This is a genomic window from Undibacterium sp. Di24W (assembly GCF_049340325.1).
In the GTDB taxonomy this organism is placed as follows: Bacteria; Pseudomonadota; Gammaproteobacteria; order Burkholderiales; family Burkholderiaceae_D; genus Undibacterium.
The window spans coordinates 424,280-440,364 of record NZ_JBMPOP010000005.1 but is presented as its reverse complement, the minus strand read 5'-3'; the positions used below and the strand labels follow the sequence as shown (position 1 = coordinate 440,364).

At 46.2% G+C, this 16,085-nt stretch carries 13 protein-coding genes; 10 read left to right on the top strand and 3 right to left on the bottom strand.

Going from position 1 to position 16,085, the window contains the following annotated elements; all coding sequences use genetic code 11:
- Positions 1-24: 24 nt before the first annotated feature.
- On the bottom strand, positions 25-855 hold the full coding sequence (locus ACO0KZ_RS13430; RefSeq protein ID WP_422995976.1) for a hypothetical protein: 831 nt from the start codon (positions 853-855) through the stop codon (positions 25-27).
- A 388-nt stretch (positions 856-1,243) separates the two neighbouring features.
- Between ACO0KZ_RS13430 and ACO0KZ_RS13425 the strand changes: the two genes are divergently transcribed.
- Complete coding sequence (locus ACO0KZ_RS13425; RefSeq protein ID WP_422995974.1) at positions 1,244-2,347, top strand: sensor histidine kinase; 1,104 nt, start codon at positions 1,244-1,246, stop codon at positions 2,345-2,347.
- Positions 2,348-2,356: 9 nt separating this feature from the next.
- Positions 2,357-3,142 carry a LytR/AlgR family response regulator transcription factor gene (locus ACO0KZ_RS13420; protein ID WP_422995972.1) on the top strand — a complete coding sequence of 262 codons (786 nt, stop codon included), beginning with the start codon at positions 2,357-2,359 and terminating at the stop codon, positions 3,140-3,142.
- Between the two features lie 81 nt (positions 3,143-3,223).
- On the opposite strand, the gene ACO0KZ_RS13415 is transcribed toward ACO0KZ_RS13420, so the two are convergent.
- Positions 3,224-4,669, bottom strand: coding sequence for an aminopeptidase P N-terminal domain-containing protein (locus ACO0KZ_RS13415; protein WP_422995970.1), 1,446 nt, complete (start codon positions 4,667-4,669; stop codon positions 3,224-3,226).
- A 382-nt stretch (positions 4,670-5,051) separates the two neighbouring features.
- Between ACO0KZ_RS13415 and ACO0KZ_RS13410 the strand changes: the two genes are divergently transcribed.
- The 4 genes from ACO0KZ_RS13410 to ACO0KZ_RS13395 all read left to right on the top strand — a co-directional run bounded on the left by ACO0KZ_RS13410 (position 5,052) and on the right by ACO0KZ_RS13395 (position 9,007).
- Positions 5,052-6,071 (top strand): tetratricopeptide repeat protein, encoded by a 1,020-nt coding sequence (locus ACO0KZ_RS13410; RefSeq protein WP_422995968.1) that lies wholly within the window; start codon positions 5,052-5,054, stop codon positions 6,069-6,071.
- 41 nt (positions 6,072-6,112) lie between these two features.
- Positions 6,113-6,532 (top strand): hypothetical protein, encoded by a 420-nt coding sequence (locus ACO0KZ_RS13405; RefSeq protein WP_422995966.1) that lies wholly within the window; start codon positions 6,113-6,115, stop codon positions 6,530-6,532.
- Positions 6,533-6,585: 53 nt separating this feature from the next.
- Positions 6,586-7,575 carry an alpha/beta hydrolase family esterase gene (locus tag ACO0KZ_RS13400; protein WP_422995964.1) on the top strand — a complete coding sequence of 330 codons (990 nt, stop codon included), beginning with the start codon at positions 6,586-6,588 and terminating at the stop codon, positions 7,573-7,575.
- Between the two features lie 154 nt (positions 7,576-7,729).
- The gene (locus ACO0KZ_RS13395; protein WP_422995962.1) at positions 7,730-9,007 is read left to right on the top strand and encodes a DUF2306 domain-containing protein; all 1,278 of its coding nucleotides are present in this window, start codon (positions 7,730-7,732) and stop codon (positions 9,005-9,007) included.
- Between the two features lie 238 nt (positions 9,008-9,245).
- Here the strand turns inward: ACO0KZ_RS13395 and ACO0KZ_RS13390 are convergent, their stop codons facing one another.
- Complete coding sequence (locus ACO0KZ_RS13390; RefSeq protein ID WP_422995960.1) at positions 9,246-9,737, bottom strand: YqaA family protein; 492 nt, start codon at positions 9,735-9,737, stop codon at positions 9,246-9,248.
- A gap of 257 nt (positions 9,738-9,994) precedes the next feature.
- Here ACO0KZ_RS13390 and ilvA point away from each other — a divergent pair, with 257 nt between their 5' ends.
- From ilvA to ACO0KZ_RS13370, 4 genes are all read left to right on the top strand, one after another.
- Positions 9,995-11,530 (top strand): threonine ammonia-lyase, biosynthetic, encoded by a 1,536-nt coding sequence (ilvA, locus tag ACO0KZ_RS13385; RefSeq protein ID WP_422995958.1) that lies wholly within the window; start codon positions 9,995-9,997, stop codon positions 11,528-11,530.
- A gap of 69 nt (positions 11,531-11,599) precedes the next feature.
- Complete coding sequence (queF, locus tag ACO0KZ_RS13380) at positions 11,600-12,460, top strand: NADPH-dependent 7-cyano-7-deazaguanine reductase QueF (RefSeq protein ID WP_422995956.1); 861 nt, start codon at positions 11,600-11,602, stop codon at positions 12,458-12,460.
- Positions 12,461-12,699: 239 nt separating this feature from the next.
- Positions 12,700-15,336, top strand: coding sequence for an EAL domain-containing protein (locus ACO0KZ_RS13375; RefSeq protein ID WP_422995954.1), 2,637 nt, complete (start codon positions 12,700-12,702; stop codon positions 15,334-15,336).
- 218 nt (positions 15,337-15,554) lie between these two features.
- On the top strand, positions 15,555-16,019 hold the full coding sequence (locus ACO0KZ_RS13370) for a PTS sugar transporter subunit IIA (RefSeq protein WP_422995952.1): 465 nt from the start codon (positions 15,555-15,557) through the stop codon (positions 16,017-16,019).
- The last annotated feature ends 66 nt before the right edge of the window (positions 16,020-16,085 follow it).

The following is a 16,085-nucleotide window of genomic DNA, read 5'->3' as shown; positions in this document are numbered from 1 at the left end:
CACACGAAATTTGCTGCCAGTTGCTCACGAGCGAGGTGCTAAAGTAGCTGATCTGCGCTTTAGCAAGGTGCGCCCTATCCAATACAAAGTCGTCACCAGCACCAGCATGACGGGGATAGCCAAGACCGGAATCCCCAACAAACTGCTCTTACGGATGATCGTCGGAAAGACTTGCATTTGCCCAGTAAAGAACGAGCCCGTTGCAATCAACATGGCAAAACACATGCGCCATAGGTGTCGCACTAAACGCTGTGATCCAAGGATTTTTCCGGCCCAGATCATACGGAGATCTAAAGCGGAGCATAGCAAACTGATAGATCCAAAGACGAGTAGTGTTTGCGGCGGGCTGTTCTTGGTGATCAGCGATTTAGGGTCATCCACAAAATCAAACCAGAGACTTAGCGAATACACACCTAGAACGGCTGCAGCGAGTGCAAAACCCTCCAGTACCGCTTTACTTTCCTGTACCGTTCGTTTAACAACTAACCACGACGTGCAAACAAGATAAGCCGTGAACAGTGCGGCAACGCCAGTCACGTGATCGGTGCGTAAAAAAAATGGAATGATGGCGGCGCTAATCGTCATAAATAGCATGGAGAGGGTAAACATAGTTCCAGATTGACGATGTAAAGGCGAACCTTTAGCTGCATATAAAGCAATGAAGCCGGAGGCGATCGCCATTAAGCCTGCAATAATATGTATCCATTTCATGATCGTTCCTTGGTAATTAGTTGATCTGTCTTGATTGATGTCTGTTAGATTAAAGCGAACGACCAAACTCACTGAATTGATTGCGATGAATGACGGACCTTGTGGATTCAATAGCGGTATAGGACGATGATTGCCGTCGTTCAACCGATACCTGTCGCGGCCTTACGATCAAGTTGATGCTTATACTTTTCTGTGAGCTCTGGTTTATGTCACGATGCACTGCCAATAGCGTGCTTCTTATAACGTAAGCTCTGCATTAGCTTAGCCATCCCTTAATCGTCGCGTTTTGATGGCGCTATTTCATTCTTGTTTTTCACCCACTTATTTCGCCCACTTATTTCACCCACTTATGTCAATGCAGGGCAGATCAACCGCAGTTGGTCAAGCGATAACGTCATTCGGCTATCGCCAAACGTCAACCATCGTGTAGAAATAGCCGTCTCCAAACAAGCAGGATAAACTCTGCCTATTCTTAGTTTGCGCTCAAGGCAATAAGGGCAGCTCAATTTCATCCTTCGTATAGGCTCACATCATGGATAGCAAAGAATTATCAAACGCATTGTCGACACCACCTTCAATGTACAGCTGGCAGCGTATCAAAGTGGTTTTAGTGGCAACTCTCATTCTTAGTATTATGATGAAGTTCTCTTGGTCGGCTTGGTGGGTTACGATTTTTGTCCGTTTAGCTTTGATTAGCATGATCCAGTTGACTGTGTTTGGGATTATTGAACGTTGGCCGAAACGTTTGCCCCGCTGGGTAGCACGTTGGGTCCTTCAAGTTGCTGCGGTGGCGATCGTGGTTCCATTTGCGGCTGCCCTTGCCTATACCTTGACAACCATAGGAGACCCAGTCCCTTGGTACAAAGTGCCTACAAAATTGGCTGGCTGTGGTCAAATGATTGGTGCCGGTCTTCTGTTTTCACCTTGGATAGCGATGGCTGCTTTATATCGCAAAATCAATGGGCAAGCGCAGCGACAGGCACTATCATTTGAGCTAGAGCGTAGTGAGTTAGCGCGTGACGCCCTCGATTCGCGTCTGCGTTTATTGCAAGCACAGGTAGAGCCACATTTCTTATTCAACACCTTGGCCAATGTCAGAGAATTGGTAGACTCTGGCTCGTCTCAGGCGTCACAGGTACTGGGTAGTTTGATCGCCTATTTGCGTGCTGCGGTTCCAAATTTAAATAATGCCGCAAGCACCTTGGAACAAGAGTTAGCATTAGTGCGAGCTTACCTAGAATTAATGCACATGCGTATGCCAGATCGATTACAGTTTTCTTTCGATGTGGATGATGCCGCTCTACAAGTGCCCTGCCCACCCATGACATTGCTCACTTTAGTAGAAAATGCGGTGCGGCACGGCATTGATCCGAGTGAAGAAGGTGGTCGAATTGATGTCACTGTGCAGATGCAAAATGATCGCTGTGTGGCGCAAGTGCGCGATACTGGCGTTGGCTTGAGTAGTGGACAAGGGAGCAAAGGCCTAGGCACTGGCTTGGCAAATCTACGTGAACGATTACAATTGGTGTTTGGAGAACATGCACAGCTCAGTTTGACGGCAATCGAACCGCATGGCTTTCTTGCAGAAATCCATTTCCCAGCCCAACTGGACACTACACCGACCAATTTGTCATAGGGGAGCCATATGACCTCAACCCGCCCTACCGCACTGATCGCAGATGATGAACCACTATTGCGCAGCTCATTAACCCGCATGCTGGCACAAATTTGGCCCGAATTAGAAATCGTGGCAGAAGCGCGCAATGGCCGCGAAGCGGTCGAGCTGTACCAAGACCTGAAACCAACCGTGTGTTTTCTGGACGTGCACATGCCAGGTATGACAGGCATCGAAGCGGCACGTCAAATGGGACGTGGTGTGCATTTGGTTTTCGTCACGGCGTTTAGTGAATATGCCGTCGAAGCCTTTACCCAAGGTGCCTTAGATTATCTAGTGAAGCCTGTAGACCCAGCGCGCCTCGCTGACACGGTGGCGCGCGTACGAGAACGTATTGGCACATCACAGGAAGCACCAGATATCGACCTCTTGTTGGATAAGTTAGAAGCACGAATGCAAAAGAAAGCCGCGCCTGAACCCTTGCGTTGGATTAAAGCCATGGTCGGTCAGTCTTTGCGTATGATCCCCGTGGCTGATATCGACTTTTTGCGCTCTGACGAAAAGTACACCTTAATCGCTTGGCGCGGCGAAGATGGCAAACCCGCTGAAGCCCTAATTCGGAGCTCACTAAAGGAATTGCTAGATCAACTCGACGGCACGCATTTTATTCAAGTGCATCGCTCGGTGGTCGTGAATATCAATATGGTGAGCCATGTGACGCGTGGAGAAAACGAGACCGCCACCGTATTTATGAAAGGCCGCACTGATAAATTGCCAGTGAGCCGTAGCTATTTGCACCACTTTAAGCAGATGTAGTTTTCTGGACGGCGCTTATTTGGCTATTTAAGTCCATGCATCGCATTCCACTATGAGAATGCGATGCATATCTGTTTAGAATCAATCACGCTTCTTCAACACCGCTTCGACATCTTTCACCGCGCGCGGCAATTTATCACTCATATTACGATTACCTTCTGGCGTCACCAAAATCACATCTTCGATACGCACGCCGATGCCGCGCCATTTGGCATCCACATCATTGGCATCTTTGGGAATGTAAATCCCAGGCTCTACTGTCAATGCCATGCCAGGTACCAATACACGTCGACCTCCGCGTTTGCCAGTTTCCATTTGATAGTCGCCCGTATCATGTACATCGAGACCTATCCAATGGCTAATGCCATGCATGGTGAAACGACTGTAAGCACCGCTTTTATAGACGCTGTCTTTATCGCCTTGGAGTAAGCCAAGATCGACTAAGCCATCACTCAAAATTCGCATGGCGGCATCAAAACCTTCATGATGAACGCGACCAGGTTTGATCAAATCGATGGCGGCATTTTGCGCTTTTAAAACCAGCTCGTAGATGGCTTTTTGCTCTTTAGAAAATTGGCCGGAAACGGGCCACGTGCGCGTGACGTCAGCCGTGTAATAGCCCACTTCAGCACCCGCATCAAGTAGCATCAGCGAACCTGCTTCGATGTCGTGATCGTTGGTCAGGTAGTGTAAAACACAGCTATTGCGGCCCGCTCCAGCAATAGTATCGTAGCCAGTAAATCTAGCGCCCATGCTGCGGACTGAGCCTTGAAAACCGCCAGCCACTTCGCCCTCGTTAATGGCACTAAGCGACGCCTTCATTGCAGCCAAATGGCCAGCAATCGTGACGTCGACTGCGCGTTGCAACATATCGATTTCTGCAACTTGTTTGATGACGCGCATCTCCGCGATGATATGACGACCATCGACCAATATACGCTTGTGCGAAGAGTGATTATTGTCGCTGCCAAAAGGGTAAATCCAGTCCAGCATCTTTCTGCGGAAGTCTTCATCAAAGTTGGATACCAGCACAACACGTTGCGCTTTGTTCACGACACTTTTTAAGCTCTCTTCTGCGGCGGGGAAAGATTCCGCTTTATCTGCGCCCAGCTTCAACGCGCCTTCAACGCCGAGCCGCGCACCATCATAAGCCTCGCGGCGCTGGTCACGTTTACGTACATACAATGTGTAGGCTTGATTGCTGTCGGCATCCAAAACTGCTACCGCTTCGGGCTCTTCCACGCCAGTTAAATAGTAGAAATCAGAGTCTTGCCGATACATGTGTGTGCTATCGCCATTGCGATTTTGTTCTGGCATCGACTTGATCACGGCGATTGTGCCCGGCCCCATCTTTTTGAGCTCGGCTAACAAGCGCGCACGATTTCCAGCGAAGAAACTGGCTGGCAAACGCACAGCATGAAAACCTTGTTTGGCAGCGACTGTTTGCGCGGCAACACTGTCAAGACAGAATGGCGCAGTCAATACACACAGCAAAGCGGACAGCGACAAAACGCGAGTAGATATCATAAGAACTCCAATTTTTTATGGGCTAGATAGCTTGTTTACTAGCACGTGAAAATAGACTGCCATCATCCTACGTCAAAAGTCGATTCGCAAACAATGAATTTGCTCAGATATTGGTGTGCTGAGGAATTAGATCTTTATTGATTAGCAAATTTTCCGCTACTAAACAACACTTAAAGGCTAGCACAACTACTGTCCCCACCCTCCCCAGCAATTCAATTTCCGTCTGTAACTGACCAAAGCTTTACCGCAACTCATGGTTTGTAGACCGTAGCTCGTCCTTTTCTGATGGAAACCGTAGGGTGTCAAAGCGGATACTTCATCATCGATTGCAGCTCGCAATCTTTTCAAACACTTGGCACCCACTCTTTATTAAGGAAATGAAATGACTATCTTCTCTCATCAAACATCCAAGATTCGCCAAGCCATCACGACCTCACTCTTGATCGCTCCATTGTTCACGCCATTGCTTGGCATGCAGTCAGCTCAGGCTCACGAATACAGCGCGCTCATCAAGATAAAAAAATATGCTGAGGTGGAACGCGCAATCGGAGCAAAACTGGCGACTGATCCGAATTACCCCGATGCCTTGTTAGCCAAAGTGGACTTGATTTTGATTGAAGGTAAAGTCACTCGGCTCGATGAGGGCGTTAAGTTCGCTGAACAGTGCGTTGCAAGCAATCCCAAAAACTCTGAATGTCATGAAGCGCTTGGCAGTGTGCTTGGTGTCAAAGCAGAAAAAGGCGGCATGATGGCGGGTATGGGCTCTCTCGGAAAAATTCGAGATTCCCTCAAAAAAGCGCTTGAATTAGATCCGAAAAATTTTAGTGCAGCTAAGTCTCTGGTGACCTTTTATTTGGAAGTGCCTGGTTTAATGGGTGGTAGTAATTCAAAAGCGAAAGACGTGATTGCTGAAATGCACAAAGTTAATCCGACGGTAGCGAGTTTATTGCAAGCAAAGTTTGATCTCAAAGATGAGAAGATGGAAAAAGCGAAAAGCGGTGTTTTGGCAATCAATCCCAACGGCAATCCTGTCATCGCTCAGTTACAAAACGACATCGCCATAGAGGTCGCTCAGACCCTAGTCAAAGACAAAAAATTTGCCGATGCAGAAAAGATGCTGCGCGAAGTGATTCAACGTTTTCCTGAATCTTCGGTCGCTTATCTTGGACTTGGCAGATCGTTGCTAGAGCAAGGAAAAGCGAAAGAAGCCCTGCCACAATTGGAAAAATCACTAAGCATCGATGTGACAGGCGCCGCGTTTTATCGCCTCGGTAAAACATGGCAAACCCTGGGCGACAAACCAAAAGCTATTTCATTTTTTGAAAAAGCGCTGGCCTTCACACCGGCCTTGGGCACAAAAACCCGTGCTGACGCAGAAGAACAATTGAAACTCCTGAAGTAATCTTCATTCCACAAAACCGGTAAAAAACGATAGGAAAAATCATGAATGAAGTTTCAGTCACACGTCTCAATGTATTGCGTGCCATGTACTTATTAGTCGTCGTCGGGCTAGCACTCAGCTTATGGCCAGGTGTCATCGCCTCGAAAAAGCCTTTTGCAGCCTGGGAATTTTTTCGCGGCGTCCAAGTTTCCATGATGGCGGCGTTTTGGTTTTTATGTGTGTTAGGTATTCGTTATCCCTTACAGCTTTTGCCGATACTGATGTGGGAATTACTGTGGAAGACGATTTGGCTGATTGCAGTACCGTTACCGCTCTGGTTAAATGGAGCGCTTGATGATAAGTTACTGCCCAATGTGTTTGCGATTGGTTTGGTCGTTCTCGTGTATGCCGCCATTCCTTGGTCTTATGTCTATCGTCACTACGTCAAAAAGCAAGGTGATCAGTGGCGCAGTGCGAAGTAAAAAATCGAGGAAGCAGTTTTTCCATCATCCATCCAATTGACAGAATCTGAATCATGAAAAAAATCCTACTCAAAAGTTTGTATGCTTTGCTTGGTTTGATCGCGCTTGCGAGTGGCTTGTTCGCCTATTTTCTCTACACGCCTGATCCAGACATACCGCAACTATCTGGCGCACTGACAAAGGGCACCATTCAAGTCGACGGCAAGGATATGACTTACCGCACCTATCTGCCAAAACGCTTGGCGAAAGGTGTGCCCTTAGTCATCGTCATGCATGGTTCAGGCCAAAATGGAACACAGATTCGCTTGGAGACCGGTTATGGATTTGACCGTTTAGCCGATCAATATGGTTTTGGCGTGGTCTACCCGAGCGCGAGTTCTTTCAACTGGAATGACTGCAGCAAAGTCGGGGACATCAGCGTTGATGGACACGAGCTAAATCATGTCAAATTCTTGACGCTACTCACCGATAAGCTGATTGCGGAAAATGGCTTTGACACAAATCGTGTTTTTGCAACAGGGGTTTCGTCCGGTGGATTTATGTCTTTGCGTTTAGCGATCGAAGCACCGTCGCGTTTTAGGGCGGTGGCCGCAGTTTCAGCGAATATCCCAGTGGAGGACAATTTTAAGTGCAATATAACCGGACAAGGCACCTCCGTCATGCTGATGAATGGCACTGAAGACACACTCGTTCCTTATGATGGCGGTGAAACCAGTCTTTTTGGATTGTTCTACAAAGGTGGCATACTCAGATCATCGCAAGCTTCTGCAAAATTCTTTACCGATCTGAATAAAATTGGCGGCGATCCCGTAATCGATCCTACGACGAATTCGACGCTATTGAGTGGTGAAGATAAAACAAAATTTAAGCGTGCTCTTTGGAAAAATGAAAGCAAAACGGAGGTGGAACTTGTGACCATCTATGGTGGTGGACACGGCTTGCCGCAACCCTACTGGAAACGCCCGCGCTTGGTTGGCCCATCTCCTATGGCCCCAAATGGTTCCGTGTTGATTTGGGATTTTTTTGCACGACAAAAAAATTAAACAATCGGCTTTAAAGATGCTTTGTAGTTGATCTCCGTATTCCGCAACTCATCCAAATCCTGTCGTAGATCGTCGCACCCGTGTGTGCGGCGATCTTTTCTTATTGCATAGTGTTACGCATTGTTGAAAACAAACCATGTAATGAGGAATTAAAATGACATCGATCCATGTTCAGCTGTCGCCCGCCAATGCCGACAGAGTAAAGTCAACCGCCATAGAACCTCTGCTGCCTCCCAAATCGAAATCAAAAATAGATCGACTATTGAATGTGGCGACTCGTACCTGGTTCGTGATAGCGGTGATCGGGCAGTGGATTTTTTTGTTTTATCTCTTAGCGTTTTATTCACCGTCCACACTCACCGGAAATTTTCAATTGTGGGCAAAAAATCCGATGTTGATGACGGGTTATGTAGCTGGTGATACCGCAGGTAATCTCGCATTCGCTGCGCATGCTTTGCTAGCGGCCATCATTGCATTTGGTGGTGCGATTCAATTAATTCCGCAATTAAGAAAGATGGCACCATCGTTTCACCGTTGGAATGGCCGTTTGTTTATGGTGACAGTGCTTTGTTTGAGTGTCACTGGTTTATACATGATTTGGTTTCGCGGCACGCCAACGGTTTCGCTTGCCAATCTGGCGATTACCCTTAACGCTTTGCTCATTCTCACTTTCGCTTGGCTAGCCTTGCGTACAGCAATGCAGCGTGATATCGCTGCCCATCGACGTTGGGCTTTGCGTCTCTATTTGGTTTCGAACGCACAATGGTTTACACGCATTGGTTTATTTGCATGGATAATCGTTGCGCAAGGCCCTGTGGGCATGGGGGCTAACTTTGATGGACCGGTTGTGATTTTTTGGTCCTTCGGTTGTTATTTGCTGCCTTTGTTTGTACTTGAACTCTATTTGCGTACAAAACTGAATTCGTCTTCGATCAAAAAGATCGTCATGGCATCGACTTTGTTTATTGCCGCTGCGTTGACGGGTGTTGGAAGCTTTGGTGTTTCCATGTACTCTTGGCTGCCCGCTGTGAAGGCTGTCAATGATAAGCGTATTTCGATCGCAGATACCTTATCAATGACCATACTCAATAGCGGTGTTGAGCAAGCCGTACAGCAATACGCCACGCTAAAAAATACCGAGCCGAAACGATACAATTTTGATGAAAGTGAGTTGCGCACTTTGGGCAAAAAACTCATTGCGAATAAACGCTATGGAGATGCAATCAAAATTTTGCAAGTCAACACAATAGCCTATCCGCAATCGGCTCGAGCCTTGGTACGTTTAGCGGAGGGATACTTGGCAGCAGGTGATCGTGCATCAGCCTTATTGCATTGTCAGCAAGCGCTTAGCTTGAACCCAGAAGACACCGCTGGCTTGGCCTTGATGGCGCAACTAAATCAACTAAGTGAAAGTAAGTCGATAGTCCAGTAACTGGTTTCGATAGCGTGGATACCCATACTTAGGCACAGATTTGCCACTTGCAAAAAATATTCAATGAGCAAGATCGATCTGTGCCATTTTCTGTTCGCAGGGTATCCATGTTTACGACTTCATAACTGCGTTTGAAAACACCATTCATTTTCGCTTCTCTGCTTACCAGCATTGTTTGGTAGCAGGTAGCAACCGGCAAATTCCACCTAGCCGAGATTTAGAACACAACGAAAATCACTCAACCCAACCACGAAGAAATACCATGCCAGAATCCTTCTGGCACTTTCAAAAGTAGATAGGTCATGGTCAGATAACGCAAGAATTTGCCAATTGCCATGTACAACATACATGGCAAAGCAGGCAGTTTTAGCCAGCCGCCCAAAGCGCAAATCGGATCACCAATGATGGGCAACCACGCCAATAACATCGTCTTCGCTCCGTAGCGTTCCAACCAGCCAAACCAGCGGCTGCTTCGTTCTTTCGCAAAAGTCTGTTTGGCTTCATAGCCGATAAAATAATTCAACATACCACCCAAGGTATTTCCTGTGGTGGCAACCAAGATGGTCAGCCAAAACAGTTCTGGATTCGCTCGTATCATGGCAAACACCGCTGGCTCTGAGCCCATCGGAATTAAAGTTGCCGACACAAAGCTAATGACAAACACAGCCGTCAAGCCGATTTTCGAGATGGCAAAAACACTAAATAACCAGGCAATAGCCGCTTCTATCATGGCTTTTTCATTAAGGATGGTGAGGGATACATTATAATGGTTCGAACAGGACTTAAATAATTTGCACTTATTTCAACGCCAACGCTGGGTATTACCCTTGCCCACAGGCCGAAATAAGCTGAGAACCAGTGCCATCGCGCTGGTGACAAGGTCGATGCTGAGCTTATCAATACAGCATCGCTACATCCGCTAAAAGAGGATGTTGCATGATGTCCGAATTTGACATTTGACTCTCGTATTTAAAAAAGAATTCATCCATGGCTACCGATTACCTCAAAAAAATCCTTACCGCCCGCGTCTATGACGTCGCGATAGAAACTCCTTTAGAACTAGCACCCACGCTGTCCAAACGCATGGACAACCAAATTCACTTTAAACGTGAAGACATGCAAAGCGTGTTTAGTTTCAAGTTGCGCGGTGCTTATAATAAGATCGCCCATTTGACGCCAGCACAATTGAAACACGGCGTGATTTGCGCCTCTGCTGGCAACCACGCACAAGGCGTGGCTTTGAGTGCCAAACGCGTGGGTTGCAAAGCAGTGATCGTGATGCCAACCACGACACCACCTGTAAAGATTGACGCGGTGCGAGCCCACGGCGGCGACGCAGTAGAAATCGTCTTGCATGGGGAATCGTATTCGGACGCCTATGAACATGCTTTAACTTTAGAAAAAAAACGTAAACTCACTTTCGTTCATCCGTTTGATGATCCTGACGTCATCGCGGGTCAAGGCACAGTCGGCATGGAAATATTGCGCCAACATGCGGGTCCTATCCATGCGGTTTTTGTCGCGATTGGTGGTGGCGGTTTGATCGCGGGTGTTTCTGCTTACATCAAAGCCGTGCGTCCAGACATCAAAATCATTGGCGTGCAGACCGTTGATTCCGATGGCATGTACCGCAGTCTGAAAGCGGGGAAACGAGTGACATTAAGCGATGTCGGCTTATTTTCTGACGGCACCGCAGTCAAGCTGGTCGGTGAGGAGACTTTCCGCCTCGCGAAGCAATATGTCGATGAAGTGATCTTAGTCGATACCGATGAAGTCTGTGCTGCCATCAAGGATGTATTCCAAGACACCCGCTCGATTTTAGAACCAGCCGGTGCACTTGCCGTTGCAGGCTGCAAGGCCTACATTGAACGCGCTAAGGTCAACAAAAAACCGCTAAAAAATGAAACTATGGTGACCATCGCCTGTGGTGCGAATATGAATTTCGACCGACTGCGTTTTGTCGCAGAACGTGCCGAAGTGGGTGAAGCCCGTGAGGCAGTTTTTGCGGTAACAATCCCAGAAGTGCAAGGCAGTTTTAAGCGCTTTTGCGAACTGGTTGGCGCACGTAACGTCACCGAATTTAACTACCGTATCAGCGACAAAAAAGAAGCACATATTTTCGTTGGTATCCAAGTTGCTAATCGCGAAGAGTCTAGCAAAATCGCGAAGAATTTTATCAAGCATGGCTTCCCAACTTTGGACTTAACTGACGATGAGTTAGCCAAGTTGCATATCCGTCACCTGGTTGGTGGCAAGAGTGAATTGGCAGAAAACGAATTGCTTTACCGCTTCGAATTTCCAGAGCGTCCTGGTGCCTTAATGCGCTTCTTAAATAGCATGGCGCCGAACTGGAATATCAGTCTGTTCCACTATCGTAATCACGGTGCAGATTACGGACGTACCTTGGTGGGCTTGCAAGTACCGAAAAAAGAAATGAAGGCGTTCAAAGAATTTTTGAATAGTCTTGGATATCGCTATTGGGATGAGAGCGAGAATCCAGTTTATAAACTTTTCCTAGGATAAAACCTTGAACGCTGGAGATAACATTGATGGCATCATCTAGCTTAAATTTTAGATCGAAACATATTCAACATGAGCACTTCTAGCAATTCACCAGAACAATCACAACTAGGCAAGACTTCGTCATATCAAACGCAATATGATCCTAGCTTAATTTTTCCGATTCCTCGCGCTGAAAAACGGGCAGAAATTGGCTTGAAAATTGTGGATGGTAAAGCGGTCAATCTACCGTTTTTTGGGATGGATTTTTGGAACGCCTACGAAGTTTCATGGTTGAATCTGCGTGGCAAACCACAGGTCGCAATCGCCAGTGTCTTCGCGCCCGTGGACTCTCCGAATATCGTCGAATCAAAGTCTTTCAAACTGTATCTCAATTCATTTAATCAGACCAAATTGGCTGGCACTGATGCTTTGCTCAGTTTATTGCAAACCGATTTATCGACTGGTTTCGGGGCGCCGGTACAAGTCACTATCACACCACAAGAACAATTTGGCAAGGCGGCATTTCAAGAGTTAGATGGTTTGCTATTGGATAGACTCGACATCGAAGTTGATCAGTATTCACCTATCCCAAGCATTTTGCATGCCGATCATAGTCAAGCCGCTGTCGAAGAAACATTGGTATCGCACTTACTCAAATCTAATTGTCTGGTAACTGGACAACCCGATTGGGCCAGTGTCCAAATTCAATATGTCGGCGCACCTATTAATCAAGAAGCATTGCTGCGTTACTTGATAGGTTTCAGAGACCATAATGAATTTCACGAACAATGCGTAGAGCGGATTTTTTGCGATCTCATGCAGTATTGCAAACCGCAAAAACTATCTGTTTATGCCCGTTATACCCGTCGCGGTGGCTTAGACATCAACCCCTGGCGAACTAACTTTTCGACAGGAAAAATGCCCTCCAATTTGCGTAATGCGCGACAATAAATCCGCATTTTTTCTACTTAATCTGATGAAAAGTCAAGTTTAGTCTAAGTTACTGTTTCGCATTTGATACAATGTTTTGTAAATTTTCTTTCATTAGAAAACATGTTTATACTTGCTGATCAATTCTGCTTAGAGTACATTTACTTGATTTTTTCATAAATTCGCTAGTGTCGTAACTTCGTGAATTTTCTAAGCTTTTTTACGTATTCACTTAGGCACTTTGTACTGACCACAGATCTATGTATCTTCAGAATTGGCAATCGCTGTTAGAACAACATGCACAAGATGCTGTTATCGTTTTAATCGAAGGAACGATCGTTCACGCGAACCCGTTAGGGGTTAAATTACTGCGCGCAAAAAATCTTAATGAAATTTCAGGAATGCGATGGAATACATTCCTTATTTTTAAGCAGGCTAATCAAGTCAAAACCCACCTCCAATCTGGAAGTAGTTTATTACCGAATGCGATCGCAGAACTATGTCAATTACAAACCCGCGACGGTGCTCTGCTTGACGTAGAAGTACGTCTGCATAGTTTTGCGGTACAACGCCAAACCGCCTATGTTTTGCGACTGCGTGATCTACAAACTCAACCGATGGTAAAAACCTTCCAGGTTCCGTTGCAATCGGTGAATGCTGGTCTACCTCGCAATGGGCTAAACCACGAGGCATTGCATCACGAGAAAGAGATTCTCGAGATGATTGCGTTAGACAACCCACTGACACAAATCTTGCAAGACGTCTGTGATCGCATGGAACGCCTGCTCGACAATGGTTCGATTTGCGCGATTATGTTGTATGACAATGATACAGAAAAGTTAAAGCTAGCGGCGGCACCTTCCATGGAAGCTGAATTCCTAAATGAAATTGACCATTTGGAAATAGGCTTGGGTAGCTGGTCGTGTGGGGTTGCAATACAAACCGGCAATATCAAGATTGTGGAAGATATTACGGCCAGTGAGCTCTGGTACAAGAACAAGCAAACACCAACGCGTTATGGTTTTCAGTCATGCTGGTCGGTACCTATTAAAACTGCATTCAACACCCTATTAGGTACAGTCGATATTTATCACCGCTCGCATCGTCATCCTAGTGACGATGAACAGACTTTGATCATGGACGCAATGCATGTCATTGCGCTGGCGATCGACAAAAAAAATATGGAACAAAGTCTGGCGACTAGTGAAGACCGTTATCGTTCAGTGGTTAACAATTTAACCGAAGGCATTATGGTGATCGCGCCAGGGGGCAAGATCTTAACCTGCAATCCAAGTGCCCGTCGGATTTTAAAAATCGTCGATATTGAAAGTATGGGGCGGCGTCACCGTTACTTCAAACGGATTTTCCGCGAAGATGGCAGTGAGATAAAAATTGGCGAAGATCCAGCGTCGATGGTGTTGCGTAATGGAGAACCTATTACCAGTTTATGCTTGGGTCTGGAACTGGTTGATCAAACCATAGTTTGGCTTTTAGTCAATGCACAACCGATCAACTCTTCACGCAATAGCAACAAAACCGAAGCGGTCTTAATCTCCTTCGCTGACACCACAGAAGTGCGTGAAACAGAGCGCCAGTTGCAATACATAGCGACACATGATGCATTAACTGGGCTGCCAAATCGACACCAGTTACATCAGAGATTGGAATATGCCCTGTCACATGCCGATGAACAAAAAGTCGCCGTTATATTCTTAGATCTCGACCATTTCAAAAACGTTAATGATACTGCGGGTCACGCTGCTGGCGACGGCTTACTGTGTGATGTTGCAAAACGCCTTTCATCTTGCATACGTGCTACCGATATGCTGGCACGCTTGGGTGGTGACGAATTCGTGATTGTGGTAGAAGAATTTGCAACAGCTCAGCATCTAAAAGAATTAGCAGATCGCATATTAATAAAAATGAGTGAACCCTTTGTGATTGAGCAGCACCAATATCATTTAGGGACTTCAATTGGTATCAGCGTTTTCCCACATGATGGTACTGATGGCCCAACCTTACTTCGTTGTGCTGATTCCGCCATGTATCTGGCAAAAGAACTGGGGCGCAATAACTATCAATTCTTTACGTCTGACTTGATGATACGGGCTCAGCATCGCTATACCTTGGAACGCAATCTGCGACGCGCATTAATTGATGATGAATTTATCTTGTATTACCAACCCAAAGTCAGCCTGGTGGATGGCAGCATCTTAGGTGCTGAGGCCTTAATCCGCTGGCAAATGCCAGACATTGGGATAGTCGCCCCGAATGAATTCATTCCGTTCGCCGAAGAAATAGGTCTCATCGTCCCGATTGGTCGTTGGGTACTCACCAAGGCCTGCGAACAAGCCCAACTATGGCGTCAGACATATAAAGTAGATTTCAAAATCAGTGTCAACATTTCGCCACGTCAGTTTCAAGATCCAAAACTTCCACAGTTCATTCTGGAAGTTTTGATGCAAAGTGGCTTACCGGCACATGCACTGCAATTAGAAATTACGGAGGGCCTATTGATGGTTGAAGCAGAACATTTAAGTTCTGTATTTGATGCCATCAAAACTTTGGGGATTAGCATATCGCTCGATGATTTCGGCACTGGATTTTCGTCCTTATCTTATCTGCAACGTTTCCCTATCGATAATTTAAAGATCGACCGTTCATTCATTCGTGAAATACCTGAAAATCAAGACTCTGTCGTACTCACCAAGGCGATAATTGCGATGTCCAGCGCGTTGGGCATGAGCGTTACCGCAGAAGGTGTCGAAAATCTCGAACAAATGGAGTTCTTGAAGGAAGCAGGTTGTGATGAGATTCAAGGATTTTATTTTAGTCGGCCCATCTCGGCAGATAACTTCTCCGCCTTATTACGTCAGCACAGCATCGCTAAACTATGAAATAGCACTGAGAACGCATTAAGGCACCATTAAAAATGCACACAAAACAGCAGTGAAAATTCCCTGAGAAATTCGCTTAGACTTTAAAAGAAGCCTATAATCGTGGTCTAACTTAGTAATTTACTGGCAAAAATAGCAATTTCGAATTTCACTCTATCAGCAAGAACTGATGTCACTAAAACCCAAGGTCAACGAGCCATAGTCTCAGATTAAGTAACATGACGAATATCGCAAAAATTCTTCCCCTAGAGAATGTCTTACTCGACTTAGATGTGTCTAGTAAAAAGCGCGCTTTTGAACAAGCTGGACTGCTTTTTGAAAACAATTGCAGCATCGCACGTTCGACTGTGTCAGATAATTTATTTGCGCGCGAGCGCTTAGGTTCAACGGGTTTAGGACACGGTGTTGCAGTACCACACGGCCGAATCAAGGGTTTAAAGAACCCTATCGCGGCATTTGTTCGCTTATTAGATCCAATTCCATTCGAGTCGCCTGACGGATTACCAGTAAAGGTCTTGATCTTTCTTTTAATGCCCGATAATGTGACACAACAGCACTTAGAAATATTATCTGAGATCGCAGAAATGTTATCCGATGACGGTTTCCGCAATGCCTTACAAACCGAGCAAGATGCCAGCTTAGTTTACAAGCGTATTATTACTTGGGAACCTAAGCTGCCCTAATTTGAGTTCTTAAATTCATTCTTGTGATGCAGGCTAATTTCCGGTGAGAACGATCAATAATCAACC